The sequence below is a fragment of the Gilliamella sp. B2838 genome (assembly GCF_026536185.1).
In the GTDB taxonomy this organism is placed as follows: domain Bacteria; phylum Pseudomonadota; class Gammaproteobacteria; order Enterobacterales; family Orbaceae; genus Gilliamella.
Map to the genome: position 1 here is coordinate 1 of NZ_JAFNOO010000032.1, position 2,657 is coordinate 2,657.

The 2,657-nt window shown below is 30.7% G+C and carries 3 protein-coding genes and 1 pseudogene; all 4 read left to right on the forward strand.

Annotated elements, in window-relative coordinates:
• Positions 1–710, forward strand: a pseudogene (locus tag J3U63_RS13120) (hypothetical protein); the annotation flags it as partial.
• Positions 711–712: 2 nt separating this feature from the next.
• Complete coding sequence (locus J3U63_RS13125) at positions 713–1,141, forward strand: hypothetical protein (protein ID WP_267341955.1); 429 nt, start codon at positions 713–715, stop codon at positions 1,139–1,141.
• A gap of 273 nt (positions 1,142–1,414) precedes the next feature.
• Positions 1,415–2,407: a hypothetical protein gene (locus J3U63_RS13130; protein ID WP_267371834.1), complete on the forward strand. Its 993-nt coding sequence runs from the start codon at positions 1,415–1,417 to the stop codon at positions 2,405–2,407.
• 2 nt (positions 2,408–2,409) lie between these two features.
• Positions 2,410–2,657, forward strand: a 248-nt coding sequence (locus J3U63_RS13135) for a hypothetical protein (RefSeq protein WP_267371836.1), incomplete at its 3' end; no start/stop codon positions are given.

Below are 2,657 nucleotides of genomic sequence, written 5' to 3' on the forward strand. Positions count from 1 at the left end.
GTCAAGAGACAGAACAAAGTGACACTGAAACTGAAAAAGATAAAACAGAAGACAGCTCAAAGCAACAAACCGAAACATCATCAACGCCTGCCACGTTAAGCCAAAATGGTGAGGTTTGGTTTATGCATCCTGTGGCTATGGTGGATTATTTTAATATTGTTGAAATAAAAAAAGGCTGGGCAGAAAGCCCATTTGCTTTGCTGTTAGGTGAAGTTGAATCCAATAATGATTATTCAGCTTATAATCAAACTAAACCAAAACTAAGAGCTTTTTTTAATACTAACTTAACCTCTATGACGCTAAAGGAATTAATTGATAAACAAGCAAAAGGGGAAATATTTGCTGCTGGACGCTTTCAAATAATTCCTGAAACTTTAAAATCAGCTCTAGATTATTTAAAATTAGACTTATCATTGAAATATAATAAAGAAACACAAGATATTTTATTTGAAGAATATTTGATAAAAATTAAAAGGAAGAACATAATAAAATATTTAGAACAGGATGGTGATGTTGAAGATGCTATTTATGATTGGGCTAAAGAATTTGCATCAGCAGTAGTACGTAAAGGGAAAACAATAAGTAATGGAAGAATTGCAGCTTTTGAAGGTTCATCATATTATCAAGGAGATGGGCTAAATTCTGCCCATATATTACCAGCTCAAATGGTTGAAGCATTAAAAGAATCGAAAAATGGAAATTGGAGGTAAATATGAAAAAGTTAAAGTTTGCTCTTCTGTGTTTCATAATATTTGCAATTAATTATTCCTTAATAGCTCAAGCTCAAAGTAAAGAACTTATCAAATTAGATTTTAACGATTTCGCTATTAAAACTAAAACAAAAATTAAAAATGCAAACTTTGCGTATCATTATTTGATTAAGGTTTATGGGTGTGGTGGTGGTGCAATTTGTGGAGAGATTCGAAACTTACTCTCTAACAAAGTTATTGGACTTCCTAATGCTTATTTGATAGAAGATGAAAATGGAGAAAATGGGTTTTCTATAGAATATCATTTAAATAGTAGTTTAATTATTATTTCTGGAATAATAGCGGATCCTGATGAAAATGAAGCTAACGAAGGATATAGAAGAAGATATTATAATTTCATAAATGAAAAGTTTGAGCTTTTAGAAAAATGATTAACATTATTGGGGAGCTATAAATTAACTATTAGATGTCAATAATCGTGATAATATTAAAGTATGAACAATTCAATTTAGGGATATCAATAGAAAAAGCTCTTGTTGAAAAAATTTTTTCATGCAGTTGGAGCATTAAGTAATGCTAAGATGTGAAGAAAGTCAATTGTTCGTTCTTAGAGATTAGCACAACAAAAAAGAGATTATCAACGTTTTCCCGCTGATTATAAAGATGCCCCTGACAAGAAATTAACACCGGAGCAACTTAACTTATTGGGTAAAATAAATGAGTTAGAAGAGAAGTCAGAATTATGGGAAAAAACCAAAGAAAAAGCGACAAAAATGCTGTGGTGGGATGATGTAGTCGAAGGATTAGCTAAGCAAAGTCAAGAGACAGAACAAAGTGACACTGAAACAGAAAAAGATAAAACAGAAGACAGCTCAAAGCAACAAACCGAAACATCATCAACGCCAGCCACGTTAAGCCAAAACGGTAAAGTGTGGTTTATGCACCCAGTTGCCCTTATGAATTACTTTAAATTTAAAGCAGGCATTGTGACTTATCATATCTATCAGGATGGAAAAATCGAAAAGCATATACCCGAAAAAATATCCCCTGGTTTTGAGCGAAAATATCAATATGTCTATCATGATAAGAATAAAAAAATACATGAGTTAGGTATTTTTACTGTTTATGTGACTAAGGCTATGTCGAGAGGAAATATTCCACAAGCACATAACGTGGAATTAATTAATGTTAAGGAATTTGAAAAGGGTTACATTTCATCTGATGGTAGTGTTAAAGCAAAATTTGCAACATTTAATAGTGATCATGATAGATGGTATATAAATCCTAATTGTTTTGCTGGGTTACTCGGCGCTATGTTAGAACTAAATGTTGATTATTTAGGCTTTAACGGATTTAGCACTTATGATGCTAAATCTGTTGAGAGCCAATCTCATATAAATAGGGTTGCAGGAGACCTAAGGTATATATCAGAAAAGAGAAATGGTGAGCTAACATGGCTATTTTATTCAACTTTTGATTTTGATGAACAAGAAAAATTTAATACTGCATTATATAAATTTGGTTGGGCTAGAACGTCGTTAATGTATTCGGAATATTTTACATATAAGAAACAATCAAATACCTTACTTAAGTATATAAAACATATGAAAAAAGATCCGCCAAATGGATATAGACATCACCATCATTTACATATATGTGGTTTTGATTTTAACTTAATTAAAAATGTACAGGATTAAAAATGATCAGATTTCAATTTTTCTATATATGCATTTTATTTATCTCGTTTTTTTCTTTTGCAGAAGATAAAAATAAAGATCTTAATAATATCCTTTATGAATTTAAAGGGTATTCAAAAAAAACATCTTCCTATCATTCTTTGAAAGACTTTTTTGCGGATAATAATCAAATATATGATGAAAAAAATCCATTGAATGCGCTTTATGATCCCAATACACCTCTATTAAGTATGGTTGAGCATAGAAAACC

Excerpts from the sequence above, each read along its gene's own strand:
- J3U63_RS13125 (WP_267341955.1), top strand. The coding sequence starts at position 713 with ATGAAAAAGTTAAAGTTTGCTCTTCTGTGTTTCATAATATTTGCAATT.